Origin of the sequence: Micromonospora sp. WMMD975, assembly GCF_029581215.1 — a bacterium.
Taxonomy (GTDB): Bacteria; Actinomycetota; Actinomycetes; order Mycobacteriales; family Micromonosporaceae; genus Micromonospora.
The window spans coordinates 1,121,311-1,144,350 of the sequence record NZ_CP120739.1 but is presented as its reverse complement, the minus strand read 5'-3'; the positions used below and the strand labels follow the sequence as shown (position 1 = coordinate 1,144,350).

At 73.7% G+C, this 23,040-nt stretch carries 20 protein-coding genes and 3 pseudogenes; 14 read left to right on the top strand and 9 right to left on the bottom strand.

The features are described from left to right. Positions 1-31 precede the first annotated feature (31 nt). The 3 pseudogenes from O7613_RS30760 to O7613_RS30750 form a co-directional block, all read right to left on the bottom strand. A pseudogene (locus O7613_RS30760) lies at positions 32-670 on the bottom strand (toprim domain-containing protein); the annotation flags it as partial. A 6-nt stretch (positions 671-676) separates the two neighbouring features. Then, positions 677-2,146 (bottom strand): annotated as a pseudogene (locus O7613_RS30755) (DNA topoisomerase); the annotation flags it as partial. After that, positions 2,123-3,598: pseudogene (locus O7613_RS30750) on the bottom strand (ATP-binding protein); the annotation flags it as partial. The pseudogenes O7613_RS30755 and O7613_RS30750, both read right to left, overlap by 24 nt. 282 nt (positions 3,599-3,880) lie before the next feature. On the opposite strand from O7613_RS30750, the gene O7613_RS05080 reads away from it, so the two are divergent. Next, positions 3,881-5,137, top strand: coding sequence for a hypothetical protein (locus O7613_RS05080; RefSeq protein WP_282292431.1), 1,257 nt, complete (start codon positions 3,881-3,883; stop codon positions 5,135-5,137). Positions 5,138-5,321: 184 nt separating this feature from the next. Here the strand turns inward: O7613_RS05080 and O7613_RS05075 are convergent, their stop codons facing one another. Together O7613_RS05075 and O7613_RS05070 are read right to left on the bottom strand one after the other, a co-directional pair. Then, positions 5,322-5,954, bottom strand: coding sequence for a class I SAM-dependent methyltransferase (locus tag O7613_RS05075; RefSeq protein ID WP_282292428.1), 633 nt, complete (start codon positions 5,952-5,954; stop codon positions 5,322-5,324). Beyond that, the gene (locus O7613_RS05070) at positions 5,954-6,391 is read right to left on the bottom strand and encodes an Rrf2 family transcriptional regulator (RefSeq protein WP_281583954.1); all 438 of its coding nucleotides are present in this window, start codon (positions 6,389-6,391) and stop codon (positions 5,954-5,956) included. Before O7613_RS05070 ends, O7613_RS05075 begins: the two co-directional genes overlap by 1 nt. Positions 6,392-6,541: 150 nt before the next feature. On the opposite strand from O7613_RS05070, the gene O7613_RS05065 reads away from it, so the two are divergent. The 3 genes from O7613_RS05065 to O7613_RS05055 are packed head-to-tail and all read left to right on the top strand — an operon-like array spanning position 6,542 to position 9,368. Continuing rightward, the gene (locus tag O7613_RS05065) at positions 6,542-7,756 is read left to right on the top strand and encodes a globin domain-containing protein (protein WP_282292426.1); all 1,215 of its coding nucleotides are present in this window, start codon (positions 6,542-6,544) and stop codon (positions 7,754-7,756) included. A 59-nt stretch (positions 7,757-7,815) separates the two neighbouring features. Further along, on the top strand, positions 7,816-8,685 hold the full coding sequence (locus tag O7613_RS05060) for an alpha/beta fold hydrolase (RefSeq protein WP_281583956.1): 870 nt from the start codon (positions 7,816-7,818) through the stop codon (positions 8,683-8,685). Positions 8,686-8,738: 53 nt separating this feature from the next. Continuing rightward, a complete protein-coding gene (locus O7613_RS05055; RefSeq protein WP_282292424.1) occupies positions 8,739-9,368 on the top strand; it encodes a hypothetical protein in 630 nt (209 codons plus the stop codon). 91 nt (positions 9,369-9,459) lie between these two features. Here the strand turns inward: O7613_RS05055 and O7613_RS05050 are convergent, their stop codons facing one another. Beyond that, the gene (locus O7613_RS05050; protein ID WP_282292422.1) at positions 9,460-10,350 is read right to left on the bottom strand and encodes a DUF72 domain-containing protein; all 891 of its coding nucleotides are present in this window, start codon (positions 10,348-10,350) and stop codon (positions 9,460-9,462) included. A gap of 90 nt (positions 10,351-10,440) precedes the next feature. Here O7613_RS05050 and O7613_RS05045 point away from each other — a divergent pair, with 90 nt between their 5' ends. Both O7613_RS05045 and O7613_RS05040 read left to right on the top strand, forming a co-directional pair. Further along, positions 10,441-11,337 carry a hypothetical protein gene (locus O7613_RS05045; protein ID WP_282292421.1) on the top strand — a complete coding sequence of 299 codons (897 nt, stop codon included), beginning with the start codon at positions 10,441-10,443 and terminating at the stop codon, positions 11,335-11,337. A 9-nt stretch (positions 11,338-11,346) separates the two neighbouring features. Continuing rightward, positions 11,347-12,048 (top strand): Pr6Pr family membrane protein, encoded by a 702-nt coding sequence (locus O7613_RS05040; RefSeq protein ID WP_281583960.1) that lies wholly within the window; start codon positions 11,347-11,349, stop codon positions 12,046-12,048. Between the two features lie 10 nt (positions 12,049-12,058). On the opposite strand, the gene O7613_RS05035 is transcribed toward O7613_RS05040, so the two are convergent. From O7613_RS05035 to O7613_RS05025, 3 genes are all read right to left on the bottom strand, one after another. After that, positions 12,059-14,140, bottom strand: coding sequence for a glycogen debranching N-terminal domain-containing protein (locus O7613_RS05035; RefSeq protein ID WP_282292419.1), 2,082 nt, complete (start codon positions 14,138-14,140; stop codon positions 12,059-12,061). Beyond that, entirely contained in the window at positions 14,137-14,520 is a 384-nt protein-coding gene (locus O7613_RS05030) for an SCP2 sterol-binding domain-containing protein (RefSeq protein WP_282292417.1), read from the bottom strand. Before O7613_RS05030 ends, O7613_RS05035 begins: the two co-directional genes overlap by 4 nt. 82 nt (positions 14,521-14,602) lie before the next feature. After that, positions 14,603-15,112, bottom strand: a complete 510-nt coding sequence (locus O7613_RS05025; protein ID WP_282292416.1) for a DinB family protein — start codon at positions 15,110-15,112, stop codon at positions 14,603-14,605. A 246-nt stretch (positions 15,113-15,358) separates the two neighbouring features. Between O7613_RS05025 and O7613_RS05020 the strand changes: the two genes are divergently transcribed. The 8 genes from O7613_RS05020 to O7613_RS04985 all read left to right on the top strand — a co-directional run bounded on the left by O7613_RS05020 (position 15,359) and on the right by O7613_RS04985 (position 23,004). Beyond that, on the top strand, positions 15,359-16,468 hold the full coding sequence (locus tag O7613_RS05020; protein WP_281583965.1) for a hypothetical protein: 1,110 nt from the start codon (positions 15,359-15,361) through the stop codon (positions 16,466-16,468). Between the two features lie 23 nt (positions 16,469-16,491). Beyond that, the gene (locus O7613_RS05015; RefSeq protein ID WP_282292414.1) at positions 16,492-17,313 is read left to right on the top strand and encodes an MEDS domain-containing protein; all 822 of its coding nucleotides are present in this window, start codon (positions 16,492-16,494) and stop codon (positions 17,311-17,313) included. Beyond that, entirely contained in the window at positions 17,310-18,272 is a 963-nt protein-coding gene (locus tag O7613_RS05010; protein ID WP_282292412.1) for a sensor histidine kinase, read from the top strand. Before O7613_RS05015 ends, O7613_RS05010 begins: the two co-directional genes overlap by 4 nt. Positions 18,273-18,391: 119 nt before the next feature. Further along, on the top strand, positions 18,392-19,939 hold the full coding sequence (locus O7613_RS05005) for a hypothetical protein (RefSeq protein WP_282292411.1): 1,548 nt from the start codon (positions 18,392-18,394) through the stop codon (positions 19,937-19,939). A 106-nt stretch (positions 19,940-20,045) separates the two neighbouring features. Further along, a complete protein-coding gene (locus O7613_RS05000; RefSeq protein WP_281583969.1) occupies positions 20,046-20,450 on the top strand; it encodes a hypothetical protein in 405 nt (134 codons plus the stop codon). A 42-nt stretch (positions 20,451-20,492) separates the two neighbouring features. Next, positions 20,493-21,449, top strand: a complete 957-nt coding sequence (pip, locus tag O7613_RS04995; RefSeq protein WP_282292410.1) for a prolyl aminopeptidase — start codon at positions 20,493-20,495, stop codon at positions 21,447-21,449. 50 nt (positions 21,450-21,499) lie between these two features. Then, positions 21,500-22,333: a metallophosphoesterase gene (locus O7613_RS04990; protein WP_281583971.1), complete on the top strand. Its 834-nt coding sequence runs from the start codon at positions 21,500-21,502 to the stop codon at positions 22,331-22,333. Beyond that, positions 22,330-23,004, top strand: coding sequence for a 4'-phosphopantetheinyl transferase superfamily protein (locus O7613_RS04985; RefSeq protein ID WP_282292408.1), 675 nt, complete (start codon positions 22,330-22,332; stop codon positions 23,002-23,004). The genes O7613_RS04990 and O7613_RS04985 overlap by 4 nt, the downstream gene beginning before the upstream one ends. The last annotated feature ends 36 nt before the right edge of the window (positions 23,005-23,040 follow it).

Below are 23,040 nucleotides of genomic sequence, written 5' to 3'. Positions count from 1 at the left end.
GTGCAGCTTCCTTCCGAAACGAACGCGGTGGTCAGGCGTCGATGGCGTCGCGGTCGACGCGGTCGGCGGAGTCGATGAGCCAGTTGCGGCGAGGCTCGACCTTCTCCCCCATGAGCAGGTCGAGGATCCGCTCGGCGGCCTCGACGTCGTCGAGCGTGATCCGGCGGACCGCCCGGGTGGCCGGGTTCATGGTGGTCTCCCACAGCTCGTCGGCGTCCATCTCGCCCAGGCCCTTGAACCGCGGGATCGGGGTGACGATCTGCTTGCCGGCCTTCTCCAGCTTGCGGACCGTCGCCTCCATCTCGGCCTGGGTGTAGGTGTAGACGGTCTGCGCGTTGCGCCCCTTCGTGGTGATCTTGTGCAGGGGCGGCATCGCCGCGTAGAGCCGGCCGGCCTCGATCAGCGGGCGCATGTAGCGGGCGAAGAGCGTGATCAGCAGCGTGCGGATGTGCGCGCCGTCGACGTCCGCGTCGGCCATGATGAGCACCCGGCCGTAGCGCATGGTGGACAGGTCGAACGTGCGGCCGGAGCCGGCGCCCAGCACCTGCACGATCGCCGCGCACTCGGCATTGTCCAGCACCTGCTGGAGGTTGGCCTTCTGCACGTTGAGGATCTTGCCGCGAATCGGGAGAAGCGCCTGATATTCCGACGTTCGCGCCACTCGGGCGCTGTTATGCACGAACACCCCGGCTTCCAGCGCGAAGTTGTGGTAGCCCTCGACTGTCAGGTCATAGACGTCAGCCGTCTCACTCAGATGCTCGACCGATGCCACGCTGTGGTTGACGAGCGCGGCTGCCTCTCGCAGGCGCGCGTAGTCGCCTTCGTGCAGAGCCAGTAGCCGATCGAATCGCAGGCCGGTGCGCGCGGTCCGCTTTCGCTCGGCCTCATAGGCGGCGGCCATCTCCGCGTCGGGCATGGACACCAGCGGCGCGAGTCGTCGCAGGGCAGCTACTCGTCGCCCGTCCTTCTGCTGGGCGGCCCGCTCGGCGCGCGGGACGTTGGCCACATAGCGAGCGCGCCCAGCCTGAATTCTGGCGAGGTGACCGGTGGCTGGGTCCGTCATCCGGCCCGCCATCCGACGCGAATGTGCCCGGCGGAACTCCGGATTGTCCTCGTGCCAGGCCCGGACGGCATTGCGCTGACGCTCGCGTTCGGCCGGATCCGCGAACTGCTCAGTGGTCTTCTGACTCCGCCACGCACGCAGGTCCTGGTCTTGCCACTGGCGTACGGAACGACGACGCCACTCTTCGCGGCGAGCCGGGTCGGTGAAGAACAACCGCACCCGCTCGGCGTCCGCGAGCCGGTGCTCGGGACGGGACCAGTATTCGTGCTGGCGCTCGCGCATACGCTCGGCGTAGGCGCGCTTCTCGTCATCGCTGAGCGCGGAATACCACTCCTGGAACCTCTGCTCGATCTTGGCGCGGAACGCGGGCGACTCGTTGAGCGCGAACAGCCGGGCCAGGCATGCCTCCCGGAAGGCAGGATCCCGCCACTGCGCGGTCAACATCGCCGAGCGGAACTCCCGCCCACCGTTCTCGAACCACTCCCGCCACGCCGCATGAACGTGGTCGCCCATCATGGCGGCGTGCAGGGCGAAGTGATCCGCCGGGGTCATCCGCCGCAGGTTGCGCGGATCGTTGTTGCGCTTGTTGATGTCGATGTGGTGCCTGACGTTGCCGTTCGCGGCGCTGTCCCTGCCGTGACGGAGGTTCCATCCGTCCGCGAGGTAGTGGGTGTAGACCCACTCCGCGCGGTCGTTCATCCAGACCCGCTCGTAACCATTCAGATTGTGCCCCTCGGCCTTGCTGGAGAGGCGTCGGTAGAGCGGCATCAGCGAGTCGCCAGGCGTCAGAGCATCGGCTCGGCGGTAGGAGCCGTCGCGCAGCCGGAAGAGGTGGTCCGGTGTGCATCGGACCGACTCGCCGTTGTCGAGGGTCACCCGGACCAGTGCGGCGTCCCGCTTGGTGAGCCGAGGTTCCTGAAGCGGTGCGAGCACCACCCGGCCGGCCTTGTTGGTCGTGTAGCCGAAGTGGGTGACGCCCTGAGCCCAGTCGGCTGCGAGGTCAGCGAATGACCGGGCCTCGCCAGAGGCGAGTGCGACCATCGTTTCGCCGGTGAAACACCCGAGGGCGCTGTCGCCTTCCACGATGAACAGCTCGCTGCGGTCGACGCCGGTGGCGCGGCAGTCGACAAGCTTGGCCGGCATGGCCGCGCCCTCCAGCGCGGTCTTGCGGCGGGCGGCGTCCTTCTGCTGCTTCTGGGTGAGCCGGACCCGGGCCGCGTCGACGATCTTCTGCAGCACGGTGCGGGCCTCGGCCTTGGTGCGCCGGTCGTCCAGCCAGCTCTTCAGGTGCGCCTCGACCAGCCCCTGGAGCACCTTGGTGATGCCGGCGGTGGAGAGCTCGTCCTTGGTCTGCGAGGTGAACTGCGGCTCCGGGATGCGGACGTGCACCACCGCGGTCATGCCCTCCAGGACGTCGTCCAGGGTGGGCGCGTCCTCCTTGGGCTTGAGCAGGCCACGGGCGCTGCGGGCGGCCTCGGCGAGGGTGCGGGCCAGGGCCCGCTCGAAGCCTTTGCGGTGGGTGCCGCCGTGGGCGTTGCGGATGGTGTTGGTGAAGCACTCGACGGTGCGTTCGTAGCCGGTGCCCCAGCGGAACGCGATCTCGACCTCGGCGCGACGCTGCACGTTGGACTGCATGACGCCGTTGGCGTCGGCGGCGTTCTCGCGGTAGGTGCCCTCACCGGTGACCAGCAGCGTGCCGGAGACCGGGCGGTCGCCGGCCGGGGCGAGGAACTCCACCATGTCGGTCAGGCCGTCGGGGAAGTGGAAGCGCTCCTCGGCGGTCTCCTCGCCGGTCTCGTCGCGCAGCCGGTAGGCCACGCCGGGGACGAGGAAGGCGGTGTTGCGCAGCTTGAGGCGGACCGCGTCGACGTCGAGCGCGGCACCGGTCTCGAAGTAGCGGGGGTCGTGCCACCAGCGGATCGAGGTGCCGGTGCGCTGGCCGCGCTTCATCGCGCCGACGACCTGGAGGCCGGGGCCGGGGGTGAACGGCGCGTCGGGGCCGTCTCCGTCGAAGACCCCGGGCACGCCGTGGCGGAACGACATCGCGTGGATCTTGCCGCCGCGGCGGACGGTGACGTCGAAGCGGCGGGACAGGGCGTTGACCGCGGAGGCGCCCACGCCGTGCAGGCCGCCGGAGGTCTTGTAGCCCGAGCCGCCGAACTTGCCGCCGGCGTGCAGCCGGGTGAGCACCAGCTCGACGCCGGAGATGCCGGACTTGGCGTGCACGTCGGTGGGGATGCCCCGGCCGTCGTCGTCGACCTGCACCGAGCCGTCGGCGTGCAGGATCACGTCGACCTTGGTGGCGTGGCCCGCGACGCCCTCGTCGGTGGAGTTGTCGAGGATTTCGTTGACGAGGTGGCCCACGCCACGGCTGTCGGTCGAGCCGATGTACATGCCGGGGCGCTTGCGGACGGCGTCGAGGCCCTCCAGGTGGGTCAGGTCGTCGGCTCCGTAGAGCGTCTCAGGCTGTGCGGTCAACTGGTCGTACTCCCAGGTCTCGGCGGTGTGGTGCCGTTCACCGTGCGATGCCCCCACGGCGATCGCCGGGCGCGGCGCGCCGCAGCGAGCGTAGCCCGGCACCCCGACAGGTCCGACGCACCCGGTGGGGTGCGTTGTCCGGTTGACCAGCGGGGCGCGCCGGGGGCGAGGGCCCACGGTATGAGGAGGCGTCCGTGCACGACAACGATCCGACCCGCCGGTTGTCTTCCCGGTCCGGGTCGGGCCGATGTCCAGCCATTGACGCCCGTCACACGTGCGTGATCTGATCGCCCCCTTGAAGAATCTTTCACATTTCGATGGGTGAGGGGTGTGGTCGGCATGACCGTGTTCCGTCGTTCCGTGCTCGCGGCGGCGCTGGCGCTCGCCACGGTGGGGCTGCCGGTCGCCGCGGCGCCCGCCGCGCCCGCCGCCGCGGCGCTGCCCACCGCCGCGGTGGCATTGGGTGACAGCTTCATCAGCGGCGAGGGCGCCGGCGCGTACGCCCCGGTGGTCGACGTCAACGGCGTCGCGCAGGGCTTCCCCGGCTGGTCGGCGGCGAACGCCAACGCCTACTTCTGCCACCGCTCACCGAACGCCTCGCTGTTCCAGGCCGACCTGCCGGGGATCGCCGCGCGGTTCAACCTGGCCTGCTCCGGCGGGCAGCCGTACGACATCGCCAACGCCTCGGCCACCCGGGCCAAGGGCCGGCAGGTGGCCGCCCAGCTCGACCAGCTCCGGTCGGTGGCGCGCACCCACGACATCGACCTGGTGCTTGTCGGCCTCGGCTCGAACAACAGCTCGTTCACCTTCGGCAGCGTGGCGGAGAAGTGCGCCAACCGGTTCATCGCCGACGCCTGGACCGGCTGGTGGGAGTTCTGGGCCTACCTGGGCGGGCCGGTGGAGCAGAGGCCCTGCACCGACGCCGACCTGGGCACCGCCGCGCAGTTCTCCGCCGCCACCGCGGAGACCACGGCGGCGCTGCGCCAACTGCTCACCACGCTCGACGAGGTCGACGCGGACGGCCAGCACCGGATCGTGTTCCAGGACTACACCAACCCGCTGCCGCCCGAGCTGGCGCAGAGCTACTGGAGTGAGGACAACCGGGACGACACCCGGGACAAGTTCCGCGCCCTGGGCGCCGAGCGGTACGCGGCCGGCTGTCCGATCCACCGGGCCAGCCTGGCGCCCGGGCAGCGCTTCTCCCAGGGGCTCGGTTCCCTGGTCGGCTCCGTACGCGACACGCTGGCCGCCGAGTTCCCGGCCGACGACCTGGTCTACCTGAACGTGCAGCGGGCGTTCGACGGCGCCCGGCTCTGCGAGTCGGCGGGCAGCCCGGCCAACGCGCTGGCCACTCCGATCCGGCTGATGGACGGCCCGAGCGGCGTCTTCGTGACCAGCCTCTCCGGCAAGGACAAGCTCGACATCCAGCGGATCGCGAACGCCTGCGGGACCTACTTCCAGACCTGCCAGGAGTCGTGGCACCCGAGCGCCGCCGGCCACCGGGTGCTCGGCCGGTGCCTGAGCGGGGCGGCGACGACGGGCGCCCGCACCGTGGCCTGCGTCCGCGCCGCGGACGGCACGATCACGGTGGGCTGAGGCCGCGGGCCGGCGTTCCCGCACCGGATACGCCGGCCCGCGCCGGCTCGGGGAGCCGCCCACCGCGCGGCACCGCCGCCGGGCCGGGCCGCGATCGACTCCGGGTCGCCGCGCCGGGCTTCGATCGACTCCGGGTGGCGGCGCCGGGCTTCGATCGACTCCGGATCGCCTCGCCGGGCAGCGGTCAGCTCCGGATCGCGGCGCCGAGCACGTGCGGCGAGGCGGGCACGGGGATCCCCCGCTCGGGGAAGCGGAACCGGTCCAGTTCGGTCACGGTGAAGCCGGCGGCCCGGATCGCGGCCACGGTGTCGCGGCCGGTGTGACAGCCGGCGCAGAACAGCGGCCACAGCGTCCGGTCGGCGAGGCGCTGGGCCCGGCGCAGGCCCCGCGTCGACGCGACCACGTGCTCGTAGAAGCGCAGTTCGCCGCCGGGTCGCAGGACCCGACGCGCCTCCCGTAGCGCGACCGCCTGGTCGGGCACGGAGCAGAGCACCAGCGAGAAGACCACCGCGTCGGCGGCGCCGTCGGCGACCGGCAGCGCCTCGGCCAGACCGGCGGCGACGGTCACCGGCACTCCGGCGGCGGCCCCGGCGGCGTGGGCGAGGGCGCGCAGCAGGGGTTCCGGCTCGACGGCGAGCACCCGGGTCACGGCCGGCGGGTAGTGCGACAGGTTACGCCCGTTGCCGGCGCCGACCTCGACCACCCGGCCGCGTAGCCCGGCCACCAGGCGGCGTCGGTGCGCGGCGACGCCGATGGCGTCCATGGCGACGCTGGCGCGCGCGAACTGCCGGGCGAAGATCGGGTGGGAGAAACCCATCAGCGGGCCGCCGGTGGGGCGCCGAGGCTGAGCAGGAGTGGGCCGGCCGCGCCGTCGACCAGATCGCCGAGGCGGGTCCCGTCGAGCACGGCGAGGAACGCCGCCTGCGCGCGGCGCAGTTCGCCGCGCAGCCGGCAGCCGGTGACGAGCGGGCAGGCGGGTTCGGCGCAGTTGACCACCTCGTCGTCGCCCTCGAAGGCCCGGACCACGTGCCCGACGGTCAGCTCGCCGGCGTGCTCGGCGAAGGCCACCCCGCCGGAACGGCCCCGGATGGTCACCAGCACGCCGAGCCGCTGGAGCCGCTGCACCACCTTGGCGACATGGCTGCGGGGCAGCGCGAGTCGGGTGGCGAGCTCGTCGACCGTGGCGCGGACCGGGGACGCGGCGGTCAGCATGGCGATCCGCAACGCCATGTCGGTCGACCGGTTGAGCCTCACGCACCGACCCTAGCCACTGGACGCCGAATGTGACACGGGTCGATTCGGGTGACCCACGCCATGCTCACGCCGGGACTTTGGACCCTGAAGAGGACTCCGTCACTCCTGTTTCGTGGAGGTCGACCTGATGGACGCCCGAAGGAGACAGTCGTGCTCTCGGAATCCTCCGCCGCCGTGGTGACCGCGACCCTGCCCGCCGTGCGGGCGCACGGCGAGGCGATCACCGGCCGGTTCTACCGGCGGATGTTCGACGCCCACCCGGAACTGCTGGACCTCTTCAACCGGGGCAACCAGGCGACCGGACAGCAGAAGGCCGCCCTGGCCGCCGCCGTGGTCGCGTACGCCGGGTACCTGACCGGGGACTCCGCCGGCCCGCCGTGGGGGCCGGTGCTGGATCGGATCGCGCACAAGCACGCCTCGCTCGGCATCACCGCCACCCAGTACCCGATCGTCGGCCGGCACCTGCTCGCGGCGGTCGGCGAGGTGCTCGGCGACGCCGTGACGCCCCCGGTCGTCGCCGCCTGGGACGAGGTCTACTGGCTGCTCGCGTGCGAGCTGATCGCCCGGGAGGCACGGCTGTACGCCGGGGCCGGCGTGCCCGAGGGCGGTCCGGTGTGGCGGGACTGGCGGGTCACCGGCCGGGCCCGGGAGACCGCCGACGTCGTCTCGTTCACCCTGGCCCCGGCCGGCGGTGCCGCCGCTCCCGGCTTCGTTCCCGGCCGGTACGTGTCGGTCGCGGTCGACCTGGAGTCCGGCCAGGGGCGGCAGATCCGGCAGTACAGCCTCTCCGGCCGGCCCGGCGCGGACACGTGGCGGATCACCGTGAAGCGGGTCCGCGGCGAGGCGGGCGCGCCGGACGGGATGGTCTCCGGGCATCTGCACGAGCATGTGGCGGTCGGCGACACGCTCCGGCTCAGCCCGGCGTTCGGCGAGGTCGACGCGGCCGGCGGCGACGGGCCGCTGCTGCTGGTCAGCGCCGGCATCGGACTCACCCCGGCGATGGCGGCGCTGGCGCACCTGGCCGATCAGGACCCCCACCGCGAGGTGACGCTTGTGCACGCCGACCGGACCGCCAGCACGCACGCGTTGCGCCACGAACTGCCCGCGCTGCAGGAGCGGCTGCCGAACCTCACGGCCCGGCTCTGGTACGAGGACGCCGCCAGCGGCGACCTGCCCGGGCTGAAGGCGGAGGTACGGTCCGGGCTGGTCGAGCCGGAACGGATCCCGGTCACCGCCGGGGCCACGGCGCACCTGTGCGGCCCGATCGCCTTCATGAACCTGGTCCGGAGCAACCTGCTGGGGCGGGGCGTGCCGGCCGGACGGATCGCCTACGAGGTGTTCGGCCCCGGGATGCTGCCCGGCTGACCGGCCGGCGGTGCGGCACCGGCCGACCGTTGCTACCCGCCGGTAGCTACGCTGGGCCGGTGAGTGTCGAGTACGCGCAGGAGTACGTGGACGTCGACGGCGCCCGGATCGGGGTGCAGGTCTATCCGGAGCCGGCCGGGCGGTCCGGCGCGCCGGTGGTGGTGATCTGGCCGGCCATGGGCGTCCGGGCCCGCTACTACCGGCCGTTCGCCGCCGCGCTGCGCGAGGCCGGGCTCGCGGTGATCGTGGCGGACCTGCGCGGCACCGGAGAGAGCACCCCCACCCCGGCCCGCACCTGCCGGTACGGCTACGCCGAGCTGGCCGGCGACGTCGGCGCGGTGCTCGACGCGCTCAAGCCACGGCTGGACGGCCGGGTCCGGGTGCTGCTCGGGCACTCCCTCGGCGGGCAGGTCGCGGTGCTGCACCAGGCGCTGCACGACGCCGGCCGGGTGGACGGGCTGGCGCTCGTGGCGGTGGGCCTGCCGTGGTGGCGACGGTATCCCGGTCGACGCGGCTGGGGTGTGCTGCCGTACACCCAGGGCATCGCGGCGGCGGCCCGACTGCTCGGCGTCTGGCCCGGCTGGGGCTTCGGCGGCCGGCAGGCGCGCGGTGTGATCCGCGACTGGGCGCACACCGCCCGCACCGGGCGGTTCCCGGCGCTCGACGGGGTCGACGCGGAGGCCGCCGTGCGGCGGATCCGGACGCCCGTGCTCGCGGTGAGCGTCGACGACGACCAGTACACGCCGCACGACACGCTCGACCACCTCTGCGACAAGCTGACCGGCGCGCCGGTCACCCGGCACCGGTACACCGTCGCCGAGGCGGGCGCCGCGCTGGACCACTTCACCTGGGTCCGGGCGGCGGCGCCGCTCGCCGCCCGGGTGGCCGCGTTCGCCGACACGCTGCCGACCCGCATCCCGGGGGCGTGAGCGGATCCAGGACGGGTATGCCGCACCGCCCGAACACGGCGGAGGGGGATCAGATGTCCGAACGGCACACCACGTTGCGCTCGATGCACGACCTGGGCCTGGCGGCCTGGTTCGGCGGCTCGCTGATGGGAGCGCTCGGCGTCAACGGCGCAGCGGCACGAATCGACGACACGACCCAGCGGCTGCCGGTGGCCTCGGCCGGCTGGTCGCGGTGGACCCCGGTGAACGCGGCGGCGATCGGCGCGCACCTGGCCGGCGCGGTCGGCGAGCTGGTCACCGAGAGCCCGCGGATGGCCCGGCAGTCCGGCGTGGGCAAGGCGAGCGCGGTGAAGACCGCGCTCACCGTCGGCGCGCTCGCGGTGACCGGGTACAGCAAGATGGTGGGCATGCGCCTGGAGCGGGCGGGCGGGCCACCCGTCGACGGGACCACCGAGCCGAACCACCACACTCCGGCCAATGTCGCCGCCAGCCAGCGGCAGATGAAGCTGCTCCAGTGGGCGATCCCGGCGTTGACCGGCGCGCTGGTCGTGGTGACGGCGTACATGAGCGAACAGCAGAAGCCGACCCAGGTGTTCCGCGGCATGCTCGATCGCGCCGGCGGGCTGATGTCCGCGCCGAAGACGGTCGGCAAGGTCGCCGCGATGGGCGCGGCCACGCGGCACATGGCCGGGGCCACCCGCTGACCACCGCGTGGCCGGCGGCCCACATCGGGGTGGGTCGCCGGCCACGCGGTGCCCTGCTCGGGAGCCGGTGCCGCCCCCGTCCCGGGCGGCCTCAGGCGCGCGCGGTGGCGGGAACCACGCCGAGAAGCCCGGCGAGGCGGGCGGCGTCCCGCTGGGCCTGGTCGCCGCAGCAGTTGTTCATCAGCACGTGCAGCTCGGCGCACTTGTCGGCCAGCTCGCGCAACAGCACCGACCAGTGCCGCAGCTCCCGCTCGCCGTAGGCGTAGCGGAACCGCTCCTGCTTGTCGCCGCTCTCCCAGGCGTCGCTGTGCCCGTGGAAGCGGACCACCGCGAGGTCGGTGGTGGCGACCAGGATCGGCGGCACCGAGGAGGCGTGCCCCTGCGGCATGTCCACACAGCCGTAGCCGAGCCCGTTCTCGCGCAGGAACGTCACGGTGTCCACCACGGCGTCCTCGGCGAACCAGGAGGAGTGCCGCAGCTCGACGGTGACCGGGAAGGGCCGGCACCGCCGCGCGGCGGCCAGGATCCGCCGGCGGGCCGCGTCGCCGCGGGCCAGCCAGGGCGGGAACTGCAACAGCACGGCGCCGAGCCGGTCGGCCGCCGCGAGCGGCGCCAGCGCCGCGTGGAACCGGTCCCACAACTCGTCGTACGCCCCGGCGGACAGGTCCCGCCAGCGGATCCGGCTCGGGCCACCCGCCGGTCGCAGGTCCTTCGGCAGCGCCTCGACCGGGGTGTGGTGGCCGGTGAAGAGCCGGAACGCCTTGACGTCGAAGGTGAAGCCCGACGGGGTCGCGTCCGCCCAGCCCGCGGTGGTCTCCGGCGCCGGCACGGCATAGTACGAGGTGTCCACCTCGACCAGTCCGAAGTGCTCGGCATACCAGCCCAGCCGGCCGGCCGGGGTGTTGGTCCCGCGTGGATACCAGCCGGAGCGGACCAGCATCTGGTCGGCCCACGAGGACGTGCCCACCTTGATGACACCCATGTCATTCAGTTCACCCCGAACCGGACGTACCGGCAACCGGAGAGGCCGGTGTGTGACGCGCGGGCAGGTGACGGCGCTGAGGGTCACGAGATGGACGCACCCCGCCTGGATCAGGAGACCGTCGAGTGGTTGCTCGCCGGTGCTGCCGGCGACTCCCGGCCGGCTGCGCCCCGGGCGCTCGTCCGGCTCCTCCACGCCGTGCGGGCCGCACCCGACAACGGGGAACTCGACGGCGAGGCGGCCGTCCTCGCGGCCTATCGAGCGGCGCGTGTGCAGAGCACCGGACCGGACTCAGCCGTCGGGCCGGTCGCCGGTTACGGCCGGCGGACGCGCGCGGCGGCACGGCGTGACCCGGGCGGCCGTCCGATCCGACGATTCGCCGCCGGGCTGCTCGGCGCCAAACTCGCCATCGCCACCCTGGCCGCGACGCTCACCGGTGGCGTCGCGCTGGCCGCCGTGACCGGGAACCTGCCCGGGGGCGTCGAGGTCGACGGGCAACCCGCGACGCCCGGCACAGGTGCCGCGCCCACGGCAGGCGCCACACCCACCGCCGGCGCCAGACCCACCGCCGGCGCCAGACCCACGGCGTACCCGAGTCCTCCGGCCGGCAGCGGCCCTTCCGGCAGGGCGACCGACACGTCCGCACCGGCCCGACTCTGCACCGCGTACCGAGCCGTCGCCGAGGGTGAGCGGGGTCCCGCCCTGGAGACGCCGGCCTTCGCCGGTCTGGTCGCCGCCGCCGGCGGCCCGGACCGGGTGCCCGGCTACTGCGCCGGCCTGCTCGACGGCTCCGGTTCGCCCGGGCCGACCGCCACGCCGTCGGGTGCGGATCCGACCGGCCAGTCCACCGGTCCACCGACCGGAGGCGTCCCCACCCCCGACGTCGTGGTTCCGTCAACCCGTGCCCACGATTCCGCCCACCGGTCGGTGACGGCTCGGACGCCGCCGCCGTCCGGCCGGCGGGCCGATGGACGAACCGGCTGGTAACTTGCCCCGGTGACCCCCCGGCGTCGCCGACCGGCGATCCTCCTCCGCCTGGCCGTGGTGCTCGCCGTGCTGGCCGGCATCGTGCTCACCGCGCTCGGCCCGGCCACCGTGACCGGCCTGCTGCCGTACTTCACGATCCAGAGCAACGTGGCGGTCGGCGTCCTCGCCGGCTACGCCGCCTGGTGCGCGTCGCGCGACCGGCCGGAGCCGCCGAGTGCGCTGAAGGGCGCGGTGACGCTCTACATCACCATCACCGGCACGGTCTACCACCTGGTGCTGGCCAATCCAGCCAGCCCGTTCGCCATGGCGCAGCCGCACCGGGAGCCGGGCGAGTGGTGGGGCAACCAGCTCCTGCACACCGTGGTGCCGCTGCTCGCCGTGGCCGACTGGGCGCTGTTCGACAGGCGTGGCCGGCTGCGCCCGCGGTACGCCGCCTGGTGGCTGGCGTTCCCGCTCGCCTACCTCGGGTTCGCGCTGGTACGCGGCCTCGTCGTGGACCGCTACCCGTACCCGTTCCTGGACGCCGGGCAGCTCGGCTACGACGGCGTCGGGGTCAGCGCGCTCGGGTTCGCCACCGTGTTCTGGCTGCTGGGCCTGCTCTTCGTGGGCGTCGACCGGCTGCTCGCCCGGACGTCCCGGGCCGACCCGCCGCCGCAACCCGAGGCGAACGGACCGGCGACCCGGGAGCGCAGCGGCTCCGGCTCCGGCTGAGCGGGCGCGGTCAGGCGGCGCGCCGGCCCGCTCCCCCGCCGGTGCGCAGCCGCCGACGACTGCCTCGTTCCCGGCCGTACGAGTCGGCCCGGCCCCACCGGCCCGGGACGTCGAGCAGCTCGATCTTTCCGTAGCCGGCGGGGATGGCCGGGTCCACCAGCAGGTTGTCCCCGCACGGGCGCAGTCCCAAGATGGTCGCGAGCAGCATCAGCAGGCCGCCGGAAGCCCACGACTGCGGTCGCCCGGCCGCCGGAAGCTGGACCGGGTACCTGGTGAGCCGGCGCGGATAGCCGGCGATCACCTCCGGCACCGACCCGCCGAGCGTCTCCGCCACGGCGAGCACACCGGCGGCGACCTGGGCTGCCTCGGCGTCGTAGCCGTACCGGCGCAGACCGGCCGCGACGAGGGCGTTGTCCGAGGGCCAGACCGCGCCGAGGTGCGCGCCGACCGGGTTGTACGGCCGTTGCCCCTCCGCGTAGGTGCGCACTCCCCAGCCGGAGAAGAGGTCCGGCCCGCACAGGTGGGCGGCGAGCGAGTCGGCCCGCTCGGGTGCGACGATGCCACTCCAGAGCAGGTGTCCGAGGGCGGAGGTGAGCGCGTCGACCGGCTCCCCGTCCGGGGTGATGGCCAGCGCGTGGTAGCCCCGGTTCGGCAGCCAGAAGTCCCGGTCGAACCGCTCCCGCAGCCGGGCCGCGTCCGCCTCCAGCCGCTGCGCGTACCCCGGGTCGTTCCAGAACTCCCGGGCCAGCCGGGCGCCCCGGATCCGCGCGTCGTACGCGTACCCCTGCAGTTCGCAGGTGGCCCGCGGGAACGGCGGCACGACGCCGTGCCGGTCGACGATCGCGTCCGGCGAGTTGCGCCAGGTCTGGTTGGCCACCCCGTTCGTCGTGTTGCGCGGCTGGTAGCGCAGGTAGCCGTCGCCGTACGGGTCGCCGTACTCGGTCAGCCAGTCCAGCGCCATCCGGGCCGGGTGGCGCAGTTGCCGGACCAGGTCGGCGTCGCCGGTCCAGCGTTCGTACTCGTCGAGCAGGACGACGAAGAGCGGGGTGGTGTCCGCCGCGCCGTAGTAGAGCGCGGTGGGCTTCTCGTCGAACGCGGCCGTCTCGCCGTACCGCAGCTCGCCGAGGATCTTGCCGGGTTCCTCGTCGTGGTAGTCGTCGAGCTGGCCGCCCTGCGCGAACGCGAGCATGCGCAGCGTCGGCGGCGTCAGCTCGGGCGTGAACGGCAGCGTCTCCAGGCAGGTGATCAGCGCGTCCCGGCCGTACAGGGTCATCGCCCAGGGCAGCCCACCGACCGGCACCCGCTCGGCGTACGCGAGCGGGGTGTAGCGCAGCGCGGCCAGGTCGGCCAGGGCCTGCCGGTACGCGGCGGCCAGGGGCGCGCGGTCGGCGACCAACTGCGGCGCCTGGTCGAACCACCGGGTCAGGTCGTCGGCCATGCTCTGCCGGACCTGTTGGCGGTGGTCCTCGATGTCGGTCCGCAGGTCCTGTTCGCCGGCGCCGTGGATGACCATGTGCACGTGCAGATGGGTGCGCCAGAGGCCGTTCGGCTCGATCCGGAGTCGGAAGGTCATCCCCCGGGAGTCGACCTCGACCGGGGCGGTGCTGGCGACCACCGTCTCCCGGGTGAACCGTTCGCGCTGGTAGCGGATCCGCAGCTCGCGGCGCTCCGGGTCGGCGGTGGCGGCCGGGCGGCGCGGGCCGGGTTGATGGATCTCGGCGGTGTCGGCGAAGTCACTGCCGATCTCCATCCGCACCGTGAACTCGGCGGGTTCGGCGGAGTGGTTCAGCACCGTGATCTCCTCGTGGAACGACTCGCCGAGGGAGCGGTACCGGATCACCGAGATGTCGGCGTCCACATAGTGGCTGGCGGCGCCGGGCACCAGCACGAAGCGGGCCTCGAAGTAGCTCAGGTCGTCCCGGGACAGCGCCTGCAACCGCTCACCGTCGATCGTCAGGATCCAGCGGGACAGGAACCGGGTGTCGAAGGAGAACAGGCCGATCGGCACGCACGGCTCCGCCTCCATGTCGCCCTGCGCGTCGCCCGTGGCGAAGGCGTTGCCGGCGAGGACGGAGACGAGTTCCTGCTTCATCGCGTCGCCTGCCGGTGCGGGGAACCGGCGACGTCCCGGGGGTGCCGCGCGTCCGGCGGGCCGGGGAAGATGCGGCGCAACATCGTCAACAGTCGTAGGTTGCCCTGCCCGCTGATGTCGTTGCGCAGGATCGCCGCGGCCAGGTGCAGGCGGCCCGCGGCGATCCGGTCGAACACCTCCCGGTCGGCCCGGATCACCAGGTCCGCCGCCTCGGCCGAACGGGTCACCCCGACCGCCTGGTGGTCGATGGTCAGATACCAGTGCTCGGTCCGGCCGCCCTCTCCCAGGTCCAGGCGGATCGTGCCGGAGGTGGTCTCGGGCAGCTCGGGGTGATGGCCGGCCGCTCCCCGGGCCAGGTACTCCGCGGCGGAGGCGCTCATCGATCCCTCCCTCGTCCGTGGCGGCGGCCGATGCCGGACTCCGCCCGAGGCGCTGGGTTCCCGCCGCCCGGGTGGGTCCAACTCACCCGTTCCGGATGAGGCCGCGCACGTACGCCGCCTGTCCGACGTGCTGAAGGTCGTCGTCGAGCACGCTCACCAGTCGTACACCGAGCGTGACCGGCGGGTCCCAGTTCTCGTCCACCACCCGGTCCAGATCGCCCGGACGCAACCGCCGCAGGTATGCCAAGCTCCGTTCCACCACCGCCCGGTGGTAGTCGAGCAGCACGCCGCCGTCATCCGGCCGCACCGCGGCGATCTGTTCGGGGCCGTGGCCGTAGCCGGTGTCGTCGGCGTCGGGGCGCAGGCCGCACCGCTGCGCCCAGTCGCCGGTGGCCCAGAGCTGCTTCTCCCCGAGCAGGTCCGCCACGTGATGATCCTGGATCCGGGTCAGGTGCCAGATCAACCAGCCGACCGGGTTCGCCCCGTCGGCCGGGGCCTGCCGAAGCTGCTCCGGGTCGAGCCCGTCGAGCGCACCGGCGACCAGGTCCGGCAGCCGCCCGTACGCCTCGGTCAGCAGGTCGTTCACGTCCACCGCGCCTCACTCCCCCACCGTCTCGTTGCCGTCCCCCGGGTGCAGTACCGCCGAGCGCGTCCGGCAAACATCGCCGCCGGGAGTCATCCGGTGGTCGGGCCCCGCCTCGGATTTCGCACCATCTGCTACCACCTGTGGCGGTCCGCACCGAATCGGCGCAAGCTAGTGAAAGAGCAGCTCAGAGCCTATCTGGTCACCCGAAGACGTGCGGCTGGAGCGCGTAGGCGCACGTCGAAGGAGATCGTCATGGCCGCACCCGTGATCCGTTCCGTCACCGCCGACCAGACCGTCCTGACACCCGGGCAGTCGACCACCGTACGGGTCGACGCCTACCATCCCGACTCCCGACTGCTGACCCTCCCCGGCCGGGTCAGCGACCCCACCGGGGTGGCCTGGGACAGCCCGGTCCGGCTGGACCTGAGCGTGCCGCTGACCGTGCAGCTCGGCAGCGCCTCACCGGGTGTGACAGTCACGCCCGCCGACGCCGACCCGACCCGCTTCACGGTCGGCGTACTGGCCGGCCCGGGCACGGTGACGCTCACCGCGACCGCCCGGGACGGCGCGGGGCGCGCCGGCACCGGCAGCGCCACCCTGACGGTGCCACTGCTGGTCGGCATGTCCGCCGAGAAGGGGGCACGGACCCGGCGGGTGGTCGCCGACTATCCGGGCATCCGCTACATGCGTGACTACGGCACCGACGGCCCGGACGCGGACGCGCTGCCGGAGCTGCCCCCGCTGAACGCCGGGAAGTTCGCCGACGCGCCGTCGGCCGTCATGCACGTCTCCTGGAAGGACGACGTCGAGCAGCTGGCGGGCTGGCTCGACGAGGTGCGCCGGCCGATCTACCTGACCTGGTACCACGAGCCGATGGGCGACGTGACGCCGGCGACGTACCGGGCCACCGCCGCCCGGGTGAGCCAGATCCTGGCCGCGCATCCCCAACGGCGTTGGGTGCTGGGGCACGGCCCGATCGTCACCCGTTACTGGCTGGACGAGGGGCGCGGCAACCCGACCGACTGGGTCTACCCGGGCATGACGCACTACGGGGTGGACTGCTACTCGCAGGACACCGCCGCGTACTGGCCCGCCTCCCGGATGTTCGGGGTGGCCTTCGGCAAGGTGCGCGCCGCCGTCCCCGGCGTCCGGCTGCTGGTGCCCGAGTACGGGTTGAGCCGGACCACCGCCGACACCACGGGCGCGGGCCGGGCCCAGGCGCTCCGGGACCACGTCACCTGGCTGCGGCAGCAGCACGACGTGGACGCGATCGCGTACTGGAACAACTCGACGGGAGTGCCGTTGGGCGACCCGCCGTTGGAGTCGACCGCCTGGCGCGATCTCCAGCTCGGCTGGGCTTAGAATGACCTGATGGGGCGGAGCCGGTGACGAGCGTGGCCGCGACGGGCCACGGCCACGCCTGCCTCGCCTACGACGACCCGGCCACGTGGCACGCCCGCACGGTCGAGCAGGTCACCGTCGGTCTCGCGGCCGGTGAGCAGGTCTGGGTGGTCGGGCCGGAGGAGCCCGGTGCCGTGACCCGGCGGCTGGGGTCCGTCCCCGGCTTCGACGCCGCGTTGGGTCGCGGCACGGTGCGGCTGTTCGCGACCGGCGACGCCTACCGGCACGACCGGGCCGTCGACCCTCGGCGACAGGTCCGGGCGTACGCGCGGGCCACCGCCGAGGCGCTGGCCGCCGGCCACACCGGCCTGCGGGTGGTGGCCGACGCGACCGCCCTGGTCCGTGACGCCGCCCGGCGCGACGCGTTCGCCCGCTACGAGCACCAGGTGGACCGCTGGATGCGGCACCGGCCGATGTCGGCGGTGTGCGCCTACGACCGCCGGGCGCTCGGCGACGCGGCGGTCGCCGAGCTGGCCTGCCTGCATCCGGAGAGCAACGCCGACGTGCCGTTCCGGCTGCACGCCGGCGACGGTGACGCGGTGGTGGCGCTCGGGGGCGAGCTGGACCAGACTCACCACGCGCTCTTCGCCGCCGCCCTGGACCGGGCCGACCCGCGACCGGTCGCCGGGCGGCTCGTCGTCGACGCGGCCGACCTGCGCTTCGTCGACCACCGCGCGCTTCTGCGCCTGCGCGACCATGCCCGCCGGCACCGCGCCGCCGTGGTGCTGCGCACCCGCCGCCCGGCCGTGGCCCGGCTGGTCGAGCTGCTGGGCCTGACCGAGGTACGGGTGGAGGTGCTCCGATGAGGACCGGTGCGGCGGCCGGGCACGTGGGCTACATCCACGAGGCGATCCTCTACGACTCCGACGAGCACCTGCTGGCTGTGGTGCTGCCGTTCCTGACCGGCGGCGTCGAGGCCGGTGAGCCCACCGTGGTGGGCCTCGGCGCCCGCAACGCCGACCTGGTGCGTCGGGCGTTGCCGGCCGGCGCCGGGGTCACGTTCCTGCCCGGCGGGGACGTCTACGCCCGGCCCACCGGGGCGATCCGCGCCTACCGGGAACTGCTCGCCGGGCACGTGGCGGCGGGCGCGACGCAGATCCGGATCGTCGGCGAGTTGCCGCCGGTGGTGTTCGGTGCGACCTGGGACTGGTGGGCCCGCTACGAGTCGGCGATAAACCACGCGTACGACGAGTTCCCGCTCTGGAGCATGTGCGCGTACGACCGGCGGGTCGCGCCGCCGCACGTGCTGGCCGACGTGGCGCGCACCCATCCCCGGATCGCCGGGCCGGACGACGCCCACGAGCCGACCGGCGTCTACACCGAGCCGGTGAGCTACCTGGCCGAGCACCACCCGGCCCCGCTCGACCCGCTCCAGCACACCACGCCCGCGGTCGACCTGACCGATCCGACGCCGGCCCGCGCCCGGGAGGCGGTACGCGCCGCCGACCACGGCCTGCTTTCGCCCGACGGCGTCGACGACCTGGTGATGGCCGTCAGCGAGGTGGTGTGCAACGCGCTGCGGCACGGGACGACGCCGGTGCGCGTGCGGGTGTGGTGCGCGGCGGACCGGATCGTGGTGACCGTCCACGATCGCGGTCCAGGCCCCAAGGACCCGTACGCCGGTCTGCTGCCGGCGGGCGACGGCAGCGAGGGCGGCCTGGGGCTCTGGATCACCCACCAGAGTTGCGACCACGTGACCTCGCACCGCGACGCCGACGGTTTCACCATCCGACTGACGGCGGGGAATGCCCACTTCCCGGTCTGACCGACCGACCAACCGGCGGTCCCGGGGCGGGGCGGGGTCAACGGCGCGCGCGGACACGGTACCGTTGCGCCTCATCGTGCCCCGCGGCCTGGCGCTGGCGAACCGACGGAGGATGGCGCATGTCCAACGGTGAGGAACCGTTCGCACCCCACGACGACGTGTCCGCGCGGCCACGGTTCGACCCGGCCCTGCGCGGCTACGACAAACGGCAGGTCGACAGGTACGTCGAGCAGATGGACGGCGAGGTCAGCTCGTTGACCGCCGCCCGGGACCGGGCGTACGCGCAGGTCCGCGAGTTGACCGCGCAGATGCAGCGGGCGCAGGCCGAGGCGGTCGAGCTGCGCGACCGCCCGACGCCTGTCGACCGGGCTTCCTTCCGGGACCTCGGCCCGATGGTCGACCAGATCCTCGATCTGGCCGAGAAGCAGGCCGGCCAGATCACCGAGATGGCCACGAAGCGCGCCGACGACGTCCACGCGCAGGCGGAGAAGGTGCTGGCCGCGGCCCAGGAGCAGGCCGCCCGGGACCGGCGCGAGCTGGACGAGGAGCTGTCCACCCGCCGGGCCGAGCAGGAGCGGGCGGACGAGGAGCGGCGGGCCGTCGCACAGGCGGAGCTGACCGCCGCGCGGGAGCTGGCGGAGAAGCTGCGCACCGAGGGTCAGGCCGTGCACGACCGGGCCCAGCAGGAGGCCAAGCGGATCTCCGAGCAGACCACCCAGCAGGTCGAGCAGGCCCGGTCGGCGTCCGAGGCGCTGGTGAAGGCCGCGCGCACCCAGATCCAGCAGGAGGTGCAGGCCAACCGGAGCAAGGCGCAGCAGGAGCTGGCCCAGTGGCAGGCCACCATGGCCCGCGAGCTGGACGAGCGGCGGGCCGCCGCCGAGCAGGAGCTGGCCGACCGGGCAACCGCCGCGGAACGGGACATCGCCGCGCTTGTCGCCGAGGCCCAGCAGTACGCGACCGAGGTGCGGGAGCGGGCCGACGAGGAGAACGCCGCACACCAGGAGCAGCTCGCCGTCGTGCAGCGGGAGGTCCAGCAGCGGCAGGAGGCGCTTGCCCAGCTCAAGGCCGAGCTGGAGTCCGTCGGCCAGCAGTTGGCGGAGACCCGCGGGGAGATCACCGAGATCGAGCAGGCCGGCGCCGAGCTGGAGGAGCGGCTGGTCGGCGTACGCCGGGACCTGGCCGCCGAGACCAGGCGCCTGGAGGAGGCGCGGCGGGCGGCGGACCTGGCGGAGCAGCACGCCAAGGAGACCCGGGCCCGGGTGCAGCGGGAGGCCAAGAGGGTGGCCGACCTGGCCGCGGCGGCGGTGATGGCGGCTGCCGCGGGTGGCAGCGAGACCGCCGAGTATCCGCAGGTGCTCGCGCGCCCGGCCGCTTCCGTCCCGGCGGCGGCCGAGCCGGCGCGCGGCGAGCGGTCCGACGCCGAGCGGCCGGACACCGGGCGGCCTGACACCGGGCGGCTCGACGCGGAACGGGCCGACAACGAGCGGGCCGACAACGAGCGGGCGAACTCGGAGCGGGCGGAGTCCGAGCGGGGCGAGGTCGACCGGCCGAGCGCCGAGCCGTTCATCGAGCGGCTGGACGGGCCGAGCTTCGACGCGTTCGCGGTGCGCACGCCGGCGCCGCGCCCCGTCCCCGACGAGGACACGGACGTCCGCACCCCCGCCTGAGGGTAAGGAGGGGCCCCTTTTTAACACACGTGTGTTAAAAAGGGGCCCCTCCTTACCTCCCGGCGCGCTTGCCACCTGCCTTTGCCATATGCAAATATGTGGATCAATGGCGGCCTTGATCCGGGGGTTGATGAGCATGCGCAAGGCGTCCTCGATCGGCGCGGCGGTCGTCCTGACCGTCGCCGCGGCGGGTGTCGCGGTGGTGGGCGCGGGCGCACCGGCGAGCGCGAGCTGCGGCCACTCCCACTCCAACGTGGACAACAAGTTCGGCCAGCTCTTCAACGCCACGAACGTCAACATCCGCACCGGTCCGCACACCAGCTGCGGATCGCTCGGCTACGGCCAGCTCTCGCACGGCGTCGACTTCCACTGCTTCGCCAGCGGCGACCGGGTCAGCGCCAACGGGCACACCACCTACACCTGGACCTACCTGAAGGACACCACGACCGGCGTGTCCGGCTGGGCCGCCGACGCCCTGCTCGACAACCTCGGCGCCAACGTCGCCTGCTGACCGGCCCGCCCGGCGGGCGCCGGACGGGCAGAATCATCTGGCATGACCGGAGCCGCCCTCCACCCGCCCGTCGAGCCGTACGCCACCCACCGGATCCCGGTCGGCGACGGCCACGTCCTGCACGTGGAGGAGGTGGGACGGCCGGACGGCGTACCCGTGGTGTTCCTGCACGGCGGGCCCGGCGGCGGCCTGGTGCCGGCGGCGCGGCGGTTCTTCGATCCCCGGCGCTACCGGGCGGTGTTGTTCGACCAGCGCGGCGCGGGCCGCAGCACCCCGTTCGGCGAGCTACGGGCCAACACCACCTGGCACCTGGTGGCCGACCTGGAGACGATCCGGCAGCGCCTGGGCATCGAGTCGTGGCTGGTCTTCGGCGGGTCGTGGGGGGTCACCCTCGGCCTGGCGTACGCGCAGACCCACCCGGACCGGGTGACCGGCCTGGTGCTGCGCGGCGTGCTGCTGCTGCGGCGCAGCGAGCGGGACTGGTTCTACCAGGGCGGCCTGCGCCACCTCCAGCCCGAGGAGTGGGAGCGGTTCGTCGCCCCGGTCCCGCCGGCCGAGCGCGGTGACGTGCTGGCCGCCTACCACAGGCGGTTGCACGGCGCGGACGTGGACGAGGCGCGGGCGTACGCGCGGGCCTGGGGGCGGTGGGAGGCGGTGAACTCGTCGCTGCGGCCCGACCCGGAGGTGCTCGCCCACTTCACCGACGACGCCCAAGCGCTGCCGATCGCCCGGATCCTGTCGCACTACGCGGTGCACGGCGGCTTTCTCGCCGAGGGTCAACTGCTCGACGGGGTGGACCGGATCCGGCACCTGCCCGCCGTGATCGTCAACGGCCGGTACGACCTGTGCTGCCCGCCGGTGTCCGCGTACGACCTGGCCCACCGGTGGCCGGCGGCGGAGCTGCGGATCGTGCCGGACGCCGGCCACTCGGCGGCCGAGCCGGGCATCGCCCGGGAGTTGCTGCGCGCCGTCGACCGGGTCGCCGATCTGACCGGTTGACCGGGCTCCACGCCTGGCCTTCCGGGAGCGCCACTGGCAAGATCGACCGGGTGACGGCTGGGCTGTACGCGGTCAGTGACCTCCACGTGTCGTACGCGGAGAACCGCGCGGTGGTGGACGGCCTGCGGCCGGAGACGGCCGACGACTGGCTGATCGTGGCCGGTGACGTCGGCGAAGCCTTCGCCGACATCGAACGCACCCTGCGCGACCTGCGCGACCGGTTCGCCCGGGTGATCTGGGCGCCCGGCAACCACGAGTTGTGGACGCACCCGGCCGACCCGGTGACGCTGCGCGGGGTGGCGCGCTACGAGGCGCTCGTCGCCATGTGCCGCGACCTGGACGTGCTCACCCCGGAGGACGACTACCAGGTGTGGCGGGGCGCGGGCGGGCCGGTCACCGTGGCGCCGCTGTTCCTGCTCTACGACTACTCCTTCCGGGCGCCCGGGACGACGACGAAGGAGGAGTCGCTGCGCGTGGCGTACGCCTCCGGGGTGGTGTGCACCGACGAGATGCTGCTGCATCCCGACCCGTACCCGGATCGGGAGTCGTGGTGCTGGGCGCGGCTGGCGGCGACCGAGCGGCGGTTGGCCGCCGCGGACCCGGCGTTGCCCACGGTCCTGGTCAGCCACTGGCCGCTGGTGCGCCAGCCCACCGACGTGCTCTGGTATCCGGAATTCGCCCAGTGGTGCGGCACCGACCGCACCGCCGACTGGCACGTGCGGCACCGGGCCGCCGTCGCGGTCTACGGTCACCTGCACATCCCGCGCACCACCCACTACGACGGGGTGCGGTTCGAGGAGGTGTCGCTCGGCTACCCGCGCGAGTGGGGTCGCCGGGGCGGTGACCCCCGGCCGATGCGGCGGATCCTCGGCGGTGCCGGGTGATCGAGGCGCTGCTGCCGGCGGCGGTGGTGGCCGTGGAGGCGTTCGCCGACGTGCCCGGCGAGACGCCGTACCCCGGGGAGGAGGACCTGGTCGCCCGCGCGGTCGAGGGTCGCCGTCGGGAGTTCGTCACCGCCCGCCGCTGCGCCCGGGAGGCGCTGGGCCGGCTCGGGTACGCGCCGGCGCCGATCCTTCCCGGCCCGCGCCGGGAGCCGGTCTGGCCGTCCGGGGTGGTGGGGAGCATCACCCACTGCTCGGGCTACCGGGCGGCGGTGGTGGCGCCGGCCGACACGCTGGCCGGGTTGGGCGTCGACGCCGAGCCGCACGGGCCGCTGCCCGACGGCGTGGCCGAGGCGGTCACCACCGCCGGGGAGCCGGCGCACCTGGCCGCGCTGCGCGCCGCCGACCCCGCGACGCACTGGGACCGGCTGCTGTTCAGCGCCAAGGAGTCCGTCTACAAGGCGTGGTACCCGTTGACCGGCCGCTGGCTCGGGTTCGAGGACGCGGAGTTGACCATCGACCCGGCCGGCCGGTTCGCCGCCCGGATCCTTGTCGACGGCGCCCGGGCCGACGGCGGGCCGCCGCTGCGCGTGCTCGACGGTCGATGGCTGGTCGCCGGTGGGCTGGTGGTGACCGCCGTGGTCGTGCCGCACCCCGGCGACCCGTCCGGGTGATCCGTGTTTGTCCTCCCCCGCCACGGGTAGGGCCCT